Here is an 18,804-nt window from a genome sequence, read left to right on the forward strand (position 1 = left end):
CGTGGGTTCAAATTTGGCTTGAACGAGCCGGATTCGGACCCGAATACGAACGCCGTTTATTGTAAGAGGTTTATTTGGTCGCCCAAGAAAAACTGAATTCTCTCATTGCCGATGCATGCAAGTCCGCATCTGTTACGCTTGTGGAAGCTGATGTGTTCCGTGCTGGCAAACGCAAGACATTGCGAATCTTTATCGACAAGCCCGAAGGTGTTACTATCGATGACTGCACGAACGTGAGTCATTTCCTTTCGGATGCGCTGGACCTGGATCCCGAGTTGATCGAGGGCGCTTATACGCTTGAAGTTTCTTCTCCGGGAATAGACCGCCCCCTCAAGTCTATGGCGGATTTTGAACGCAACAAGGGGCGCCTGCTCCGTGTGACACGCTCGACGGGCAAGCCAGTGACTGGTGAACTTTTGAATGCCGACGAAGAAAATCTGACGCTCAAGCTTAAGGGCAATGCCGGCGAAATCGTCATACCGCGGTCCGAAGTGCTTTCGGCCAAGGTCGAAGTAGAAATTAAATAGGAAGGTCAACTATATGAAGAACGAACCGAAAGTAAACTTGCTCGACGTACTCAAGGAAGTCGTTGAAGACAAGAGTGTCGATGATTCCGTGATTTTGGACGCCCTCAAGAAGGCTCTTATTTCTGCGGCCCGCAAGTATCTGCACATCGAAAAGAAGATCAACGTCGATATCGACATGGAAACCAACGAAGTCCATGTGTTCCTGAACGTCGAAGTTGTCGATGACTATCCGGACTACGACCCGAACATGACTGCCGAAGAAGTTGCTGAAATGGACGAAGGCTACATGCTCGTCGATGAAGCTCGCGACTTCAACGAAGACGCTCAGGCAGGCGACAGCCTTTATATGGAACTCCCGACCTCCTCCTTTGGTCGTCAGGCTATCCAGACCGCAAAGCAGCTCTTGACCCAGCACATCCGCAGTGCCGAATGCCAGCGCATCATGGACATCTACCGTAGCCGCATCGGTACGATCATCAACGGTACGGTACTCCGTTTGGAACAACGTAATGTTATCGTTGACCTTGGCAACAAGATTGAAGCTGAACTCCCGGCTCGCGAACAGATCCCGCACGAACGCTTGACTCAGGGCGCTTCTGTGAAGGCTGTGATTGCCCGCGTGGAAGAATCTACGAAGAGCGGTGCTCAGGTTATTTTGTCTAGATCCAACGCCGACTTCCTCAAGGCTTTGCTCCGTCAGGAAGTTCCGGAAATCTACGAAGGCACTGTCGAAATCAAGGCTGTTGCCCGTGACTCCAAGAATCGTCGTGCAAAGATCGCTGTTTACTCTCGCGATGAAAAGATTGACCCGGTTGGCGCTTGCGTCGGCATGAAGGGTGCTCGCGTACAGACGATTGTTCGCGAACTCGGCAACGAACGTATTGACATCGTTCACTGGGACGAAAACTTCGACGTGTTCGTTCAGCGTTCCTTGGCTCCGGCATCTGTCCTCAAGATGTTCCCGGTTCCGGATACGGACCGTATCGTGATCATCGTGGATGACGAAAACCTCGCACAGGCTATCGGTAAGGGTGGTCAGAACGTGGAACTCGCCGGTCGCTTGGTGGATCGCAAGCTTGACGTTCATGGAGAACAGGAATGGTCTCAGATGGACGAAGAAGCCAAGAACAACATCCTCGCTCCGAACTATGAGGATGAAAGAAGAATGAGAACGAAGCGTTTGGACGAAGACAGAAAGGCAAAGGCCGCAGCTGTCAAGAAGGACGTGAACGCTTAAAAACTTTTGCGCAGGGCAAATAGTTTAACGGAAGAATAAGAAAAGGAATTGAATAGGCTATTCATGACGAATGAATCTCAAATGAAACCTAAGGATTGGGCTGATGCTCATGGATTGAAGGTTGATGTGGTGATGAAGCTGCTCCGCGATGCAGGCGTTGCAGTTCGTACCCATATGTCCAAATTGGATATGGCAGACTTTGCTAAAATCGAGGATGCTGCCGCTGCCGAAAAACAGAAGCAGGATGCCCGCAACAAGAATCTCAAGAGGCCGACCGCTTCTGAATCTGATTCTTCCGCTTCCGCTCCTGCAAAGAAGAAGGAAACGTCGGTTGCGACGAACAGACTTGGCTTGAAAGTGAGCCTCAAGAAAGGCCCGGGTCCCCGCAAGGAGGCTCCGAAGCCTACTGCTAAACCGGAATTGAAAACCACGGTTGCAAAGCCCGCTGCTCCGGCTGCCGTAAAACCGGCCGCCCCGGCACCTGCACAAGTTGCACCGAAGCCAGCCGCACCTGCTCCGGCTCAAGTGGCTCCTGCCGCTCCGGCACCGAAGCCTGCCGCACCTGCTCCCGCACCAGCTGCAGCACCTGCTGCTCCAGCCGCACCGGCTGTAAAGCCCGCCGCTCCCGCACCGGCCCCGGCACCTCAGGCAAAGCCAGCCGCCCCGGCGCCTGCTCAAGCTGCTCCGAAGCCCGCTGCTCCGGCTGCAAAGCCTGCCGCTCCGGCCGTCGCAAAGCCCGCTGCTCCGCAGCCGACAATGATGTCTGCTACGACGGAACTCAAGCAGCCTCCGATGAAGGCCCAGGTCTTCAAGCCCGATGCCGCAATCCTTGCCCGTATCGAAAAGTCTCGCCAGCAGGCTCAGGCTGCTCGCAACAACCACCGTCCGAATGGTGGAAACCGCAATGGCGGCAATGGCCAGGGTTACACGGGTACGTTTGGCCGTCTCTCGAACAACGGCAATGGCGGTAACGACAACCGCAACAATAACAACAATAATCGTCGCCCGAACGGCGGTAACGCTAGCAGCAGTAGCCGCGGCTATACCGGTCGTAACGGTGGATTCTCCAGCGGTTCCATGCAGGAAGCTTTCAATGCTTCCAACAACAATAACCAGTCTCTCGGTCAGAACAACCAGAACGGTAAGGGCAATGGCAAGGGTCAGAACGGCCGCCATGGCAACGACAAGAACCGCCGTAGCAATACTAAGGACCGTCAGGAAATGCAGAGGGAACAGCAGCAGGAAGCCGTTCGTCAGAACGTCTCCCGCGTGATGGCATCTCTCTCCAAGAACCCGGTCAAGAAAGTTTATCACAAGGAACATTCCGAAAACAACTCGGGTGAAGAAAAGAAGATTCTCAAGACTTCTGACTTCATTACCGTGGGCGAACTCGCAGGTCTCATGGACCAGATGCCGGCACGCGTCATTGCAAAGTGCATGGAAATGGGCATGATGGTGACCATCAACGCTCGCCTTGATTTCGAAACGATCCAGATTTTGGCTGATGAATTCGGTTACGAAGCTCAGCTGATGGAAGAATACGAAGAAGAAGCTCTCGGCATCGAGGAAGAATCTCAGGAAAATCTCCAGCCGCGTCATCCGGTGGTTACCGTCATGGGCCACGTTGACCACGGTAAGACTTCTCTCCTCGACTGGATTCGTAAGACCCACGTGGTGTCCGGCGAATCGGGTGGCATTACGCAGCACATCGGCGCATACGAAGTCACCACCAAGCAGGGCAAGGTTACCTTCCTCGATACTCCGGGTCACGAAGCCTTCAGTGCTATGCGTGCTCGCGGTTCCCAGGTGACCGACGTTATCGTTCTCGTCGTGGCTGCTGACTCCATGGTGATGCCGCAGACGGTTGAATGTATTGAACTTGCAAAGCGCGAAAACGTCCCGATGGTCGTTGCCATTACAAAGATGGACCTCCCGACCGCAAACCCGGACAAGATTCGTGCCCAGCTCGCAGAACGCGGTGTGGAAGTCGAACAGTGGGGCGGTCAGACCAGCTGTATCGAAGTTTCTGCTCGTACAGGTCAGGGCATGGATGTCCTCCTCGAAACGCTCGCTCTCGAAGCTGAAATTCTTGAACTCAAGGCCAATCCGGATACGCACGCCCGTGGCGCTGTCGTTGAATCCAAGCTCGACGTGGGTAAGGGTTCCATGGCTACGATCCTCGTGCAGAACGGTACGCTCCATGTGGGTGACCCGTTTGTTTGCGGTATCTACGCTGGCCGTGTCCGTGCCATGTTTAACGAACGCGGTGAACAGATGAAGGAAGCTCCTCCGTCTGCTCCGTGTCAGGTGCTCGGTTTTGACGGTACTCCGCAGGCCGGTGACGAACTTGTCGTGGTGGAAGATGAAAAGACCGCACGTGAAATTGCTTCCAAGCGCCGTATGGCTGCTCGTGAACGCGATCTCCGCGCCCGTAAGACGGTCTCTCTCGAAAACTCCTTCAACGCAAAGAAGGAAGGTACGCTCTCCGAACTCAACCTCATCGTCAAGGCCGACGTGGGTGGTTCTGCAGAAGCTTTGGCCGCTTCCCTCGAAAAGCTTACCAACAAGGAAGTCCGCGTCAACATCATCCGCAAGGGTGTGGGTACGATTACGGAATCCGATATCTTGTTTGCAACGACCGCACAGGCAATCATTATTTCCTTCCACCTTATGCCGTCTCTCGCTGTCCGCGAAATGGCTCAGAAGGAAGGCATCGAAATCCGCAACTACCGCGTGATTTACGACTGCATTGAAGATATTAAGAACGCTGTGGAAGGCCTCCTCAAGCCGATTATGCGCGAAGAACTCGTTGGCGAAGCCGAAATCCGCCAGGTGTTCAAGGTCCCGAAGGTCGGTCTCATCGCTGGCTGTATGGTTACCGACGGCGAAGTCGACCGCACGAGCCATGTCCGCGTTTACCGCAACGGTATCGAACTCGGTACGACCGTGGTCCAGTCTTTGAAGCGCATGAAGGACGACGTCAAGTCTGTTGCTCGTGGCTTTGAATGCGGTATCGGCCTCAAGGGTTACGACGATATCAAGGAAGGCGATAGCCTCATCTTCTTCAAGGAAGTCAAGGTCGCCCGTACGTTGGAAGACGTTGCCCGCGAAGAAGCTGAAGAAAAGGCAAAGAAGGCTGCTGAAGAAGCTGCCGCAGCGAAGGAAAGTAATTAGAACTTAGAACTTAGAACTTAGAATATCTTTCTAAGTTCTACCAACTAAGTTCTGCCAACTACGCCGAAGGCGAAAATGACTAGAAGAACCGATAGATTAGGCGAGCAGTTCCGCGAAGAGATCTCCAAGCTCATCCAGAAGGGCTTGAAGGATCCGCGCGTGAGCACTCTCGCGAGCATTACCCGTGTGGACATTACCGAAGACCTGAGCTATGCAAAGGCCCTCGTCTCGGTGATGGGTTCCGATAAAGAAAAGCGCGATACGCTTGTCGGACTCAACAATTCCGCCGGCTTTATCCGTGGCGTCTTGGGCAAGGCCTTGAAGATTTTCAAGGTTCCGGAGCTCAAGTTCGTTCTTGACGAAAATCTTGAACATGCCATGCACATTGAAGAAATCCTTGCAGAACTGAAGCAGAAAGGGGAACTTTAATTGTCCTCTTCCGGCTTCGTCCTCTTGGACAAAATTGCAGGTGAAACATCTTTTAAGGCCCTTTTCCCTCTGAAAAGGGTCTTTTGTACTAAACGCGTGGGCCACGCGGGTACGCTTGATTTGCGTGCAAGCGGGCTCATCATTGCCGCTACTGGTCGTGCAACGCGCCTTTTGCCCTACATTGAGGCGAAGGACAAGTGCTATACGTTCCGCCTCCATCTTGGCTACGAAACCGATACCCTAGAATGGGACGGGAAAGTAGTGGAACAGGATAAGATGGGTTGTCATCCTGGAGCCGAAGGCGATAGGATCCAGTGCGGAGTGCCATCGGTGACGCGTGCGGACCTCGAAGCGGTTTTGCCGCAGTTCATTGGCGATATTGACCAGGTTCCGCCGAATTACAGTGCTGTGAAAATCGACGGCCATCGCGCAAGCGACTTGGCGAATCGCGGTCGTGAAATTGAACTTAAGCCTCGTCGCATCCATATCGAATCGCTCAAAGTTGTGGGCGAGGGGCTTGTGACGGAAGGCTGCACAGGCAAGAGCTTTGCCACGTTTGATTTGGAATGCAACTGTAGCAAGGGAACGTACATCCGTTCGCTCGGTCGTGATTTGGCTCGTGCGCTTGGAACGTGCGGCTGCGTTTCGATGATCCGCCGCCATCGCATTGGTGATGTGACGGTAGACCGCGCTGTTCGCGGGGACGCTCTCACGCCGGAACATTTGCTCCCTGTGGACCAGGTGCTTGATTTCCCGGTTGTCCGCTTGAATGACGACCAGGTGAAAGCAATTCGTTTAGGAAATTGGGTGCCGTGGCGCACTCCTGTTGAAAATTTAAGCACGACGCCAGGGGCGGAAAAGTTTGTCTTTACCGCCGATAAAGATGGTGCTGTGATTGGGCTTGGTGTTTATGACCCGGGCCGCATTTGCCCCAAGTTCTTTTTAGGTGATGATTAAATGAAACGCGCTGTGACAATGGGTAATTTTGATGGATGCCATTTGGGGCATCAGGCGCTTTTCCGCACGCTGAAAGCGGTTGCCGAAGTGAACCATTTGCAGCCGACGGTCATCAGCTTTGAACCCCATTCTAATTACGTCTTGCGTGGGCCGGGCGATCCGCTGCTCCTCACGACGACCGAAGAAAAGCGCGAATTCGTCGAGAGCCTTGGCATTGAATTTTTGGTATTGCCGTTCACGAGTGAATTGGCAAAACTCCCGTTCGATAAATTTGTCCGCACGGAATTGATTGAAAAGCGTGAAGTCGTTTCGATGTTCTTTGGTCATGACCATTGCTTTGGCGCGGGCGGCAAGGGCAATTACGAGACGATTACCGCTGCGTTCCCGGAACTTTCGACGCAGATGCTTTCGATGGTGTTGCACAAGGGCGAACGTGTGAGCTCTTCTGCAGTGCGCAATGCTCTTTTGAACGGCGATGTGGACCGTGCGCAGACGTATTTAGGCCGCCCGTATCGCTTGTCCGGAACAGTCGTGGTCGGCAAACGCCTTGGTCACACCATCGGATTCCCGACGGCAAATGTGCAAATGGAACAGTACAAGTTCTTGCCGAAAGGCGGTGTGTATGTCGCTAGCGCAAGACTCTCGGATGGACGCATTTATCGCTCTGTTGTGAACATCGGAACGCAACCGACAACGCCCGGAACGCATAACCTTGCGGTCGAAGCGTATCTGCTTGACTTTAACGAAGACATTTACGGCCAGCATTTAGCACTGGACTTGCTCGCCTTCTTGCGCCCCGAAAAGAAGTTCGCAAGCATCGAAGATTTGGTGCGTCAGATTGGCATGGACGCTGACACCGCCAAGAATTACAACGGAAATCACTGGGCGGAGTAGGGAAGTTTTTTCTCTCACATGTCCCAAAACGGAACATGTGCTATCGTAAAACACATGAGCGAAAATAAAAACTTGACAATGTATCGCTCTTTTTTACATTTAGTAGTGCTTTTGCTAAGGTGTAGTGTTATGACCAAACAAATTTTGTTATTTGCTCCTGTTCTGTTGCTGTGGGCGTGTGGGGATTCTTCGTCAGATTCTGTGGGCACGTCTCCAATTCAGGCTGCGGAAATAATCCCATTCACTGATTCTCGCGATGGGCAGGTCTATAAAACGGTTGTCATCGGTTCGCAGACATGGATGGCCGAAAATCTGAACTACGAAACAAAAGGCAGCTGCTGCGTTAGATGCGCCGAGATGAAGACCGTAAATGTGAACTACGCACCAGGTGGCTACTTCACTCAGAGCTACTGCGCAAAATGCGCCGAGTACGGTGGTCGCCTGTACACGTGGGATGTGGCGACAACGGCTTGCCCTAGTGGTTGGCACCTGCCAAGCCAAGACGAGTGGAGTACCCTATTCAATGCAGTCAAACTCGGCGACCCACTGGCACACATCGATACAAGACTCAAGTCCACAACCGATTGGAATAATTACGGCAATACGGATGATTTCTCGTTTTCGGCGTTGCCTGTTGGCTACAGCGGTATCAGTGTTGGTCCCTATGGCTCGGGCGACTGTTATAATCACGAGGGCACGGGCGACTATGCGTACTTCTGGAGTTCTACAGAGGTCGATAACTTGACTGCGTACTACATGTACTTGTCCAAATACGGTAACGCGGCAATAAGCACATTCGACTTCGGCAAGAGCAGTGGCTTTTCTGTTCGTTGTGTCAAGGACTAAATGTGTAGCGTGCTAGGATTTTTCTAGCACTTTTGTGCCTTGTCGTTTTTCGCTTTTCCGGTAAAGTTAGTGCTCGTTATCTTGAAAACGGTCACGGTGGCGGCTTGTTCGGGCGTGAATTCGAATTGGTGTGGTGAGGCGGATTGCATGGAATGCGTGAAACTTGCGGATTGCGGCGCTTTGGTGGCTTGTCGTTCCATTAGGAGCGAGAGTCCTCGGCATTTTTCAGCGATGTCTTCGACGATTTCAGCCTTGCCTTGCCCGACGACACTTGCGTAAAAGCGACCGCTTTTGCAATAAACGTCTTCGTGAATTTCGATGCGGTTTTCAACGCACATGCTGAACGCGACATTCGGATTTTTGCGAATGCAGTCGAGTTTCTTGCCTACATGTGCGCAATGAAAATACAGCTCCAAGACGCCGTTGTTTAGGCTGTATCCGAACGACAGCGGAATGATGTAGGGCATGCTTGGGTCTGCATCATCCGTCATTGCTACATGACAAGTTGTACATTGTTCGATGATCTTTGCGATGTTTTCGTCGCCTAAAACTTCTCTGTCCTTGCGCCGCATTTTACCTCAACTTTTTTCGATATTCGATTTTAAATATAATATAGGCTTCGATTGAAATTTCTACACAATCGTGTTGTCTAGGCAGAAGACTTCGGCGAGTTGCTTGTCGTCCATGTCGGCGAGCCATGTTTCGCCGGCGTTCACGGTCAAGTTGGCGATGGCTTTTTTGGTTTCGAGGAGCGCATTGATTTTCTCTTCGAAGGTGCCTTTGGTGATAAAACGGTGGACTTGGACGTTGCGCTTTTGGCCGATACGGAAGGCGCGGTCGGTGGCTTGCGCTTCGATGGCGGGGTTCCACCACAAATCGTAATGGATGACTTGCGAGGCTGCGACGAGATTGAGGCCGGTGCCTCCTGCCTTGAGCGAGAGAATGAGCACTTTGCAGTCCGGATTTTCCTGGAAATCCTGGATCATTTCGGAGCGCTGCGTTTGTGTGCAACCGCCGTGGTAGAAATGCGTGCGGAGGCCGAGTTCGCTTTCAATGGTGGATTTTAACAGGTGGCCCATTTCGGCAAATTGCGTGAAGATAAGCGTCTTTTCGCCTTGCTCTTGGATAGATGTGAGAAGGTCCAGGAGCATTTGCATCTTGCCAGATTCGAGCTTATTGGACTTTTGGGGCGCGGCGCTTTCTGTAGGGACTTCCGCGGCGTCTTGTGCTGAGGTTGCGGCGAGACCTTTCAGGAATGTGGCGGGGTGGTTGCAGATTTGCTTGAGGGCAAGAATCATCTGCAAAATAATGCCCTTGCGCTTGAATAGTGCGTGGGCATCGTTTGCCTTTTCGCTGAGCGCCTGCTCCATCTCAAGCTCTTGCATAAAGTGTTCGAGCGTTTTTTGATAAAGGGCGGCTTGTGAGCGCGTGAGTTCGGCGTATTCGTCCTGGATGATTTTGTCGGGCAAGTCGCTGATGATGCTCTTGTCGGTCTTGAGGCGGCGCAGCATGAACGGTGCTGTGATTTTGCGGAATGTTTCGGCGACGACTTGGTTGCCGTTCTTTTGAATGGGTGTTTCGAACTTTTCGCGGAATTCACTTGCGCTCGGGAAGAATCCGTGGTTCGCAAAATCCATGATGGTCCAGAATTCCATGAGGCGGTTTTCGACCGGGGTGCCGCTCATCGCGATTTTCATCGGGGCGCGCATGCGACGGAGCAATTTACTCTGTTCGCTATCGGCGTTTTTGATGTTTTGTGCTTCGTCGATGATAATCGTTTGCCATTCGTGCTTGTCGAGTTCGGCAAAGTCCTTGCGGAACGTGGCATATGTCGTGAGTAATACGTCGGCGCTGAACTTTTGTAGGTCACGGCGGCCTCCGTGGTATGCAAAGAACGTGAGTTCCGGTGCGAATTTTTTGATTTCGACTTGCCAGTTGCAAAGGAGGCCGGCGGGCATTACGACAATGGCTTTTTTCTCCGCAAATTTACCCTCTTGTTTCATCTTGAGGAGGAACGTAATGACTTGTAGCGTCTTGCCGAGGCCCATGTCATCGGCGAGAATGCAACCAAATCCAATTTCCAGATTCTTGTACATCCAGGAGTAGCCGCGCATTTGGTAGGGGCGGAGTGTCGCGTTTAGATTCTCGGGCAGCGGAATTTCTGTTTCGGCGCGCCAGGCGTCGAACTGTTGTTTGAAATCGCTTGCCATTTCCACCGGGATGTTGTCGCATTCACCGGTGAAGCAAGCTTGTACGAGCTTGGCTTGCGTGATTTCTGGAGCGGAATCTTCTTCGAGGATTTCGTCTGTGGAGGTCGCGGCACCCTCGGCATCATCTGCGGCTTTTTTGCCTTTGCTGTTTTTCGCGGAATCGCTGGACTTTCCTTCAATTTTATCGCGGATGGATTGCAAATCCTGTTCGGTAATTTGCACGTAACTGGACTTGTATTTTAAAAGTCCATCCGCTTGTTCGGCAAGTTCAAAAAATTCCTTTGCCGAAATGTTTTCATCGCCGATGGCGATTTCCCAATCAAAGTCGAGCAGGTCGCCGGCAGTAAAAGCTCCAAAGCTCATGCTGCCTTGCAAGCGCATCTTGGGCTTTGGCTTTCCGATGTTCAAAAGGTTCTTTGGAATTTCCGTCTGGATGCCGAACAGTTGGAGTTTTTTGAGGCAATCCTGCAAAAAGTCGAGGAGTTCGGCGCCTCGCATCAGAATCGGTTCGCTTGCACGGCGTTCCAAGTATGCATCGAGCGGCTTGAAGCCATCGGCAATGCCGTTAAGAACGCTCATAATCGAGAGCAATCGTGAGTCGTTGTTTTCGAATAATTCCGAAAGCGGCGTGCGTCTTGCGATATTTCCGGCGGCACTCGCAGCATCTTCGTCAAGTACAAAAACGTCCAGCGCCACATCTTCATCCATTTCGCTACAGACAAAGAGAATCTGCGTACGACAACCGAGGCAAGAATATACCGAAAGCCATTGCTGGATTTTCCCCGGAATGGCGTGAGCGTTGTTTGCGAGCTTCCCTGAAACGCTATCGAAAAAGAACGAGAGCAAATTGCCGTGATTCGTCTTGAGCGGCGTCTTGTATTTGCGTGCAAATTTCAGGAGCTGCGAGATGAACAGCGAAAGAATGTGCTCGGCGGGTTCCGCAATTTCAAAGAAGGATTCTTCTTTGCTTGTCCACGCGAGTTCTCGCGGGGCGGTGACTTCGAGGTCTGCGACAATGTATAGAATCTCGGGGAGCATCTCGGCGGGGAGCCAGCGCATTTGCGCTACGTCTTTCCCGATCCAGAAAACTTGCGGATAAATCGCTCCGGTGCGCACAAGGTAAAAAGCCACTTGCAACATCAAGTGCAAGTAACGCACGGAGTAATGGTGCCACGAGAAATTCCCGGCGCTCAGGCAGCAAAGTGCTCCCATCACGTTTGTGACGGTGAGGTTGCTATTGATGACTTTGTCGGCCATGGACTGCTCGAAATTCCAATGCCATCCGGGCTTGTGGAACAGTCGCAGTTGCTCGTTTTCCATTAGGAACGTCTTTGCGTTGTTCACGCGGAACTGTTCCGAGAATGCGTCAAAATTCTCGAAGTCGGTGAAGAACTTGTGGCACGATTCTAGTTCATCCGTAAAACTCTTGCGGAAATTCCCGGCGGGGCAGAACTTCGGGAAGTTTTGCAACATCGCGGGCAAAATGTGCGAGTAGTCTTTCCAACTCTTGAAATCAAATGTAGGCAGTTGCTTGGGAGGGATGCTATTTTGCGATTCGCGTCCCGAACCTTTATACCCACCAAATAAACTTGCGCTCGCGTCTTCTGCGTGAGAAAGTTCGGCGGCGTTTTGTGCTTCGTGTTCGTCACTATCCCCGGCGGCAGTTCCGATAGCAGATGCGTTTTCGGCGCTTGTGCCTACGAGTCTTGTCGCCTTGCTGAACGACCTCACGAGATTAGTTTCGCTGGGCGCTTCCATTTCCATCGCATCCGGCTTGTAGTCCTTGATAAATTCCAGGTCGAGCCCGTGAATTTTGAAAAGGACGTTCGGTTCCTTGTCCGCCTGTTCTGCGATTTTCAAAAATGTGGCAACAAGGTATTTACAGGGGCGCTCATCGCGGCAGTCGCAACCCATGTTGACTTTGGCCGGATCGTCAAACAGCTGGAGTCCGCTTTTGCTCATTAAAAGTTCAAGCGAAGGGCTAAGCGCCTTGTTGTTTAAAGCCAAAAGTTCCGCCGGTTGCTGCTTCAAAAAGCTCACGAAGACTTCGGAAGATTCCTTAGAAAATTTCGGGAAGACGATGTAGTTGTTGTGGAGCCCGCCATTCGGGCCTTTCACTACGGATATCACACGGTTATCAACGATGTCGATGCTTGTCACCTGGCCACGTGCGGCGAACTTGAGCCCCTGCAAAACAGCCTGCTCGCTAGCGGTTGCGAGAATTGAACTCAACCACTTGTTTGCCCACCAAGTCTTTCCGTAACTTCCAAAATCCATGCGCCCAAATATAATAAAAAGTGCTCAAATGAACAAATGAACGGCGGGCTAAACCGTGAGGATAAATAGGACATTAATTACAAATTGTTTTTTATATTTGAGGTAAACTTAAGGAGAAAAAGATGGGATTGAATAAAATCGTACTGGCTCTTTTCATTAGAAGGAGATTCCCGGTCATCCCCGTCAAGCGAGGACAGGCGCCGGGAATAACAATCTAGTAGACGGCATTTATTGCCGTCTACCGTCACTTCCTTATCTCGCAACTCTAACGCTTTGCATTTTGCCGGTGGTGCGGCTGCGCAAGAAGTAGATTCCCGAGGTTTTCGCGGTGCTGGCAGACTTGAGTTTTGCTGTTGCATCGCTAAAGCCGTAGGCTGAAAGGTTGCCCAAGCGTACGCCTTGCACATCAAATACATCGTAATTCTGGAGCGTGTTCTGTTCTAAGCGAATCTTGTTGCCGAATTTGCCGCCGTTATCGTCAATGGCTATCGGCTGTTCCAAGGCGATTGAATCAAGCGAATCTAGCGGATGTCTCTCGATGCCTCTATTGTACGACATGTTCTTGCTGTCGTAGAAGTGCTCGTTGAAGTATTCCTTGAGCCAAGTCATTGCAGGGCGATCCACGCCGTCCTTAATAAGTCCGGGATTCGATTCATCTGCCCATACACTAGATCCGACTTCGTAAAGGTAGCCCCAAAGGTTTACACCTGCAATGTATTCCGATTCCATAAAGAGCGGGATATGTTCGGAATAGCATGCTTTTTGGAGGCTGTCGTTATTCGTGCCGACGCTATATTCAGTGATAAACAACGGAAGCTTTATTTTGTCGTAGATTTCCTGAATGCCGCTTTGAATGCGTTCGGAGCTAAAACATTGCGCATCCGGGCCGGATCCTTGGACGAGTGTGGCGAAAATTATTTGGTACGCATCGACGGGTGCGCCCTGCTCCTGGATTTTTTTGATAACTTCGGCGCCTTGATTGTTTTTCCAGCCGTAATCATCGTAGTCGTTCAAGGTTAGGATGGCTTTGGGCCAGCGCTTGCGAGCCATCTTGAACGCCGTGGCTATGAATTTGTAGTCATCATTGTCGCCACCGAGAGCTTCGATGATTTTATTGCCGCTCCCGAATCCAGAATGATAGTGACCATAGCTGTCGCGGGAACCTCCGTTTACCACCTCGATCATGTAAGGTGCGGGGTAACGCATGGCGGCTTTGTCAAACCAATTTTCAACGGCCTTCCTGGTTTCGTCGACATCAAGGTTGTTCAGCCAATTGGGGGTGTGGGTTCCCCAAAGCAAGCTACGGAAATTGAACTTTACATTGTTTTTTTGCGCCCAATAGTAGATACGGTCGCAGCCTGACCAATCGTACTCGCCACGCACTTTTTCAATAACGGTCCAAGTGCATGCGTTTTCGGGCGAAACTTGATTCCAGTATGCTTGAAAATCCTCGGGGATTTCTTGCTTGTCGGCAATCATGTTCCCGAAGAACTTTGTCGCTCCATCGGCAAGGCCACGGCCGTAACGGGCGTTCGGATTCTTGAAATATTCCTTGAGCCAGGTCAATGCCGGGCGTTCTACTCCGTCTTTGATAAGGCCGGAACAACCTTGTTCTAAACCGTTACAAGAAAGCCAAGTTTTGCCATAAATGTATCCCCAAAGTGTTATGCCGGCAACATAATCCGTTTCCATCAGGATTGGGAGATGTTCTTGGTAGCATTTTTTTTGAAATTCATCGTCTATGGAACCGACATCGTATTGAGTAATATATATGGGGAGTCCTGTCTGTTCGTGTGCTTCGTAAAGGGAGCGTTTAAGTAAGGATGTATTTAGGCAATAATAGCCTGTCCCTTGTGCGGTTGTTTCGTGGAACTGCATTCCGTAAGCGTCAACTGGCGCCCCCTGGGCCTTTATTTTCTTGAGAAGGTCGATACCCTCTACTTTTTGCCATTGGATGGTATTGTAATCGTTGTAAATCAGGATGGCTTCTGGCCAGCGTTCTCGTGCCATCTTGAATGCCGTCACTACAAATTCGTAGTTGCCGTTATCGCCGCCAAGCGCCTCAACCAGTTTGGAAGAGGTAAAACTGGAGTGGTAGTTGTTGCCCGATTTGACGGCCTCATTGACCACTTCAATCATTTCGAGGTCGGGGTAATGTTCTTTAACCGCATCAATCCAATCAGTCCAAGCCTTTTTTGTTTCGTCAATATCAAGTTTGATCAACCACTGCGGGTTTTGCGAACCCCACAACAGGGTGTGAAACGAGAAAATGGCTTTATTCTTTTTAGCCCAGTTATAGACAAAGTCGCAACCCGTCCAGTCGTATTCGCCGCGTGTCTTTTCAACATGACCCCAAACGCATTCGTTTTCGGCAGTAATCTGGTTCCAGTAGGTGCCAAAATTATCAGGGATTTCGCCCAAAGTGGTCGTGTTGCCCAGAAATTTTGCAGCACCATCGGCCATGCCTACACCCGCAAAAGAAAATATCGATGCGGCAAAGGAAAAGGCAAGCACCTTAAATACCGTTGATTTTATACTCATTGCGACCCCTGAATTTTGATGGCTACAACACGTAATAATAAAACTACCTAGAAAACGTAGGAAAATTACTCTTATCTAGAAATCTTTCATTGACAAAATATCTATTATTGCATAAATCCACGTAAATATACATTGCTTTGTATACTCAATTTAGGGATAATATGAAAAAGAATAGACTAGCATTGCTTCCGTTTATATCGGCATTACTTTTAGTGGGCTGCGGTGAAGATTCCCCGTCTGAACCTTCTTCCGTATCCAATAATGTTCCGGCGGACGGATCAAGTGTGGAGTCTATTTTTGACTTAGGTAAGTGTACATCCGATAGGGATGGCACTGTCATTTTTGTTGAGGATGAAGAAATAGACTATCGTTGCCTAGATAAAAAGTGGGAAAAAGTTGAGAAATTATCTAGTTCCAGTGATGAAAAGACTTCTTCGTCTTCAAAGAAATCCTCCGATTCGAAGAATAGCTCCTCTTCGTCTAAGGAAGAATCGGCTGGGTCTAAGGATAAATCCTCTTCTTCTAAGAACAGTTCTTCGTCATCGAAGATAACTTCGTCTGATTCAGGCGACAAAAAATCCTCGTCGTCTAAGGCAGTTTCTTCTGATTCTCGCGATAAGTCCAGTAGTTCTCAAAAGTCTAGTAGTTCGCAAAAGTCAAGTTCTAGTGTCGCTCCCGAATCGAGTTCTAGTGTCGTTGGTTCTGGAGAAGATGTAAAGACGATTGCAATTAATAAGAAATCCTTTAAGGGGGTTGCTGAAAAGGGACCTTTTGCGGTGGGAAGTACCGTTAAATTGTCTGAACTTGATGGTGAGCTTGATTTAACCGGAACAAACTTTGAATGGGAAGTGACTGGTAAACAGGGGGGGGGGCTATACCTCTCCAAAGGTTACGTTGTCTAGTCAATATGCTCAGTTACAAGTCAATGGCAATTACTATAATGAAAACTTGTTCAAAAATTCAATATCGCCGGTGACTTTGCGTGGTATTGTTGACTTGAAAGATCGAGAAAGCGTAAACATCAATGTGCTGATGCATTTGGCTTATAAGCGTGTGGTCTATCTTTTTACCAAGAGTGGCGAGTATAAAAATGTTCCTGCGGCAAAGGCTGCCGCTGAACAGGAAATCATGAAGGCTTTTGGTTTTGGTGGTGCTAACCATCCTTTTGAGGATTTGACGATTTTTGGTAAAACATCGGACGATGCCAAATTGCTTGCCGCATCGATTCTTTTACAGGGAGATTTGGAAGAAACGGATTTGTTGAGTCGTCTTACGAGCATTGCTAATAATATTGAAGAAGATGGAACTTGGGACAACAGCGAAAAAATGCGAGTTTCTATGGCAGACTGGATTATGTCCTATTCGTATGGGATGGTCGGCATTCGCCAGATGCTCGAAGAAATCAATCCTCAAGTACCGGCATTCGAAAAGTATGTAAGCTTGTTTGTTGGTGAAGCTTATGGCTTTGGTGCGTGCACGGATGAAAATGATGGTGATTATGTTCAGCTGAAAAATGGTAATAGCAAAAATCTCGGTGAATACTATGTCTGTGAAGACAATGTATGGCGAATGATGTTCTCCACTGAAAAACTTTATGAAAGAGCTTGTACTGCCAAGAGGGCTGGAGAGTTTATGACGACCCCGCGCAATGAAATTTATATCTGCGATGGGGGCAATGGATATTGGCGCCCAGCAACGACTTACGACCATCCGAAAGAATACTACATGAATAGTGAAGTGAATTACGGCAAGTTAAAGGATACCCGTGATGGTAAGGAATATAAGACGGTCGTTATTGGTACTCAGACTTGGATGGCTGAAAATCTGAACTATTACGATAAGGATAATTATAATTTGGTCGGTAATGCCAAGTGCTATCAGGAAGAAGATAAAAACTGCGATGTTGGAGGTAGGCTTTATTCGTGGACCGCTGCGATGAATATCTCTACGAAGTATAGACTCAGTTGGTATGATAAAGATATTCAATATCCGCATCAGGGAATTTGCCCAGATGGTTGGCATATCCCTGATTCTACTGAATGGCGTACTTTAGCAGATTATGTAAAAAAGGTTGACGGTTCTTCGGGACTTTTGATGTCATCTAAGGGTTGGAAAGCTTCAAACTATAAGCCGTCGACAGATCCCTATGGATTTTCTGTAATTCCGGTGGGCGCCTATTATGGAAGATATGCTGATGCTCATGCGGATTTCAGTCAAACGGAATTTGATGATGACGGTTTGTTTGCGAACTTCTGGTCTGCCGAGGAAGGTAAAGAATTTAATTTAGCGGTTTATGTCTTCTTTGATTATAGAAGAGATTATATGTCGATGACTGCTAGTGTTTATAACGAAAAGGAACGTGGATTTTCTGTTCGCTGCATAAAGACTGAGGATGAATCCGAAGAGTAGTCCTTTTTTTGAAGTGCGAAATTTTCTATCTTTGCGTTCAAATCTGTCAGTTCGAAACCCATCCTGACTTAAAACAAAACTAGGAGACTTTATGCGTTCAGAAGCTGAACTCGAAGGCGTTACGCTGCTCGGCAACAACAAGACCCAGTACAAGACCACTTACAGCCCCGAAGTGCTCGAAAAGTTCCCGAACAAGCATCCGGGTAACGATTACATGGTCACGTTCAACTGCCCGGAATTCACGAGCCTTTGCCCGAAAACCGGTCAGCCGGACTTTGCCGAAATCAAGATCAACTACATTCCGGACCAGTATTTGGTGGAATCCAAGTCGCTCAAGCTTTACATGTTCTCGTTCCGCAATCACGGGGATTTCCATGAAGACTGCGTGAACATCATCATGAAGGACTTGGTGAAATTGCTCAACCCGAAGTACATCGAAGTCGAAGGCATCTTTATGCCGCGCGGTGGCATTTCTCTTTATCCGTTTGCAAACTATGGCAAGCCGGGTACCGAATTCGAAGCTATCGCCAAGACGCGCCTCTTCGCCGCTATCGATAGGAGAAAGTAATCGTGCAAAACGAACTCCTTATGATAGCCTCCATTTTTGTGTTCTTTGGAGGCTTGGTTGTTTTTTTCCGTTTTTTCGGTAAGCAGGGCATTTTTGCCTGGACTGTCATTGCAACGATTGCCGCAAATATCGAAGTCTTGATTCTCGTGCACGCCTTTGGCCTCGACACGACGCTCGGCAATGTCATTTTCGCATCCTCCTTCCTCGCAACGGACATGATGAGCGAAATCTATGGCAAAAAAGAGGCTAGCCGCTGCGTGAAAATCGGCATCCTCGCGAATGTGACGTTTATCCTCATTTCGCAGAGCTGGTTCTTGTACATTCCCGCCGAAGGCGATACGATGGCGGAACCGATCCGTACGGTGTTCTCGAATACGCCCCGCGTGATGTTGGCTAGCTTATTTGCATACGCCATTTGCGAAATGTTCGATGTCTGGGCGTATCATGCCTGGTGGAAATGGACCGAGAAAAAGTTTAAGGATAAGAAGGGTTACCTGTGGGTCCGCAACAATGGTTCGACGCTTGTAAGCCAGCTGATGAATGTGCTCGTGTTCAACTTGCTTGCGTTTGCGGGCGTTTTCCCGTGGAATACCATTGGCGAAATTCTCGTGTTTGGCTACGGCATCTTTGTCATCACGACTTTTATGGACACTCCGTTTGTGTACCTTGCCCGCCGCATCTCCGAAAAGCACCCGGAACTGCTGAAAGATTAAGGAATGGCGCTGTTAGCGCTAT

The 18,804-nt window shown here is 49.8% G+C and carries 14 protein-coding genes; 11 read left to right on the forward strand and 3 right to left on the reverse strand.

The window, feature by feature from the left end:
- Positions 1-74 precede the first annotated feature (74 nt).
- The 7 genes from FSU_RS13500 to FSU_RS13530 all read left to right on the forward strand — a co-directional run bounded on the left by FSU_RS13500 (position 75) and on the right by FSU_RS13530 (position 8,064).
- Positions 75-527, forward strand: a complete 453-nt coding sequence (locus FSU_RS13500) for a ribosome maturation factor RimP (RefSeq protein WP_014546932.1) — start codon at positions 75-77, stop codon at positions 525-527.
- A gap of 13 nt (positions 528-540) precedes the next feature.
- A complete protein-coding gene (nusA, locus tag FSU_RS13505) occupies positions 541-1,764 on the forward strand; it encodes a transcription termination factor NusA (RefSeq protein ID WP_014546933.1) in 1,224 nt (407 codons plus the stop codon).
- 81 nt (positions 1,765-1,845) lie between these two features.
- Positions 1,846-4,938 (forward strand): translation initiation factor IF-2, encoded by a 3,093-nt coding sequence (gene infB, locus FSU_RS13510; RefSeq protein WP_244263654.1) that lies wholly within the window; start codon positions 1,846-1,848, stop codon positions 4,936-4,938.
- A 75-nt stretch (positions 4,939-5,013) separates the two neighbouring features.
- Positions 5,014-5,367, forward strand: coding sequence for a 30S ribosome-binding factor RbfA (gene rbfA / locus FSU_RS13515; RefSeq protein WP_014546935.1), 354 nt, complete (start codon positions 5,014-5,016; stop codon positions 5,365-5,367).
- Positions 5,368-6,324, forward strand: a complete 957-nt coding sequence (gene truB, locus FSU_RS13520; RefSeq protein WP_014546936.1) for a tRNA pseudouridine(55) synthase TruB — start codon at positions 5,368-5,370, stop codon at positions 6,322-6,324.
- Positions 6,325-7,218, forward strand: a complete 894-nt coding sequence (gene ribF / locus FSU_RS13525) for a riboflavin biosynthesis protein RibF (RefSeq protein ID WP_014546937.1) — start codon at positions 6,325-6,327, stop codon at positions 7,216-7,218.
- 129 nt (positions 7,219-7,347) lie between these two features.
- Complete coding sequence (locus tag FSU_RS13530; protein ID WP_015732252.1) at positions 7,348-8,064, forward strand: fibrobacter succinogenes major paralogous domain-containing protein; 717 nt, start codon at positions 7,348-7,350, stop codon at positions 8,062-8,064.
- A 23-nt stretch (positions 8,065-8,087) separates the two neighbouring features.
- Here FSU_RS13530 and FSU_RS13535 read toward each other — a convergent pair whose 3' ends face one another.
- The 3 genes from FSU_RS13535 to FSU_RS13545 all read right to left on the reverse strand — a co-directional run bounded on the left by FSU_RS13535 (position 8,088) and on the right by FSU_RS13545 (position 15,092).
- A complete protein-coding gene (locus tag FSU_RS13535) occupies positions 8,088-8,636 on the reverse strand; it encodes a pyridoxamine 5'-phosphate oxidase family protein (RefSeq protein ID WP_014546938.1) in 549 nt (182 codons plus the stop codon).
- A 60-nt stretch (positions 8,637-8,696) separates the two neighbouring features.
- Complete coding sequence (locus FSU_RS13540; protein WP_015732253.1) at positions 8,697-12,551, reverse strand: DEAD/DEAH box helicase; 3,855 nt, start codon at positions 12,549-12,551, stop codon at positions 8,697-8,699.
- A 252-nt stretch (positions 12,552-12,803) separates the two neighbouring features.
- A complete protein-coding gene (locus FSU_RS13545) occupies positions 12,804-15,092 on the reverse strand; it encodes an endo-1,4-beta-xylanase (protein WP_014546939.1) in 2,289 nt (762 codons plus the stop codon).
- A 161-nt stretch (positions 15,093-15,253) separates the two neighbouring features.
- Between FSU_RS13545 and FSU_RS15975 the strand changes: the two genes are divergently transcribed.
- The 4 genes from FSU_RS15975 to FSU_RS13565 all read left to right on the forward strand — a co-directional run bounded on the left by FSU_RS15975 (position 15,254) and on the right by FSU_RS13565 (position 18,782).
- On the forward strand, positions 15,254-15,994 hold the full coding sequence (locus FSU_RS15975; RefSeq protein WP_049858428.1) for a hypothetical protein: 741 nt from the start codon (positions 15,254-15,256) through the stop codon (positions 15,992-15,994).
- On the forward strand, positions 15,987-17,501 hold the full coding sequence (locus FSU_RS15980) for a fibrobacter succinogenes major paralogous domain-containing protein (protein ID WP_014546941.1): 1,515 nt from the start codon (positions 15,987-15,989) through the stop codon (positions 17,499-17,501). The genes FSU_RS15975 and FSU_RS15980 overlap by 8 nt, the downstream gene beginning before the upstream one ends.
- Before the next feature lie 91 nt (positions 17,502-17,592).
- Positions 17,593-18,069: a preQ(1) synthase gene (queF, locus tag FSU_RS13560; RefSeq protein ID WP_015732255.1), complete on the forward strand. Its 477-nt coding sequence runs from the start codon at positions 17,593-17,595 to the stop codon at positions 18,067-18,069.
- 2 nt (positions 18,070-18,071) lie between these two features.
- Positions 18,072-18,782, forward strand: coding sequence for a queuosine precursor transporter (locus tag FSU_RS13565; RefSeq protein WP_015732256.1), 711 nt, complete (start codon positions 18,072-18,074; stop codon positions 18,780-18,782).
- Positions 18,783-18,804 lie beyond the last annotated feature (22 nt).

It is taken from the genome of Fibrobacter succinogenes subsp. succinogenes S85 (assembly GCF_000146505.1).
GTDB classification, from domain to species: domain Bacteria; phylum Fibrobacterota; class Fibrobacteria; order Fibrobacterales; family Fibrobacteraceae; genus Fibrobacter; species Fibrobacter succinogenes.